Source organism: Arthrobacter pascens (assembly GCF_017052465.1).
Lineage (GTDB): Bacteria > Actinomycetota > Actinomycetes > Actinomycetales > Micrococcaceae > Arthrobacter > Arthrobacter pascens.
On the sequence record NZ_JAFHKT010000100.1, the window covers coordinates 1 to 283 of the forward strand.

Consider the following 283-nt stretch of genomic DNA (forward strand, 5'->3'; position numbering starts at 1 on the left):
ATGTGCGGTGGCGGGATGAACCAGGGGACGCCGGATCGCATGTGGATGGTCCATTGTTCTTTGTGGATGAGGTGGTGGTGATGGGAGCACAGGAGGGTGCCGTTGTCGGTGCCGGTGGTGCCGCCGTGTGACCAGTAGGTGATGTGGTGGGCTTCGCACCAGGGGGCGGGGATGGTGCAGTTGGGGAAGGCGCAGCCTTGGTCGCGGGCGGTGAGGGCTTTGCGGATGTGGGGCGGGAAGATGCGGGTGGTGCGGCCGATGTCGAGGATGCGTCCTTCGCTGC

1 protein-coding gene is annotated in these 283 nt (G+C 65.7%); it reads right to left on the bottom strand.

Translation table 11 applies throughout. The annotated features are described in order from the left end of the window. A partial coding sequence (locus JYA52_RS02095; protein ID WP_205651495.1) for an HNH endonuclease signature motif containing protein occupies window positions 1–283 on the bottom strand: 283 nt, incomplete at both ends.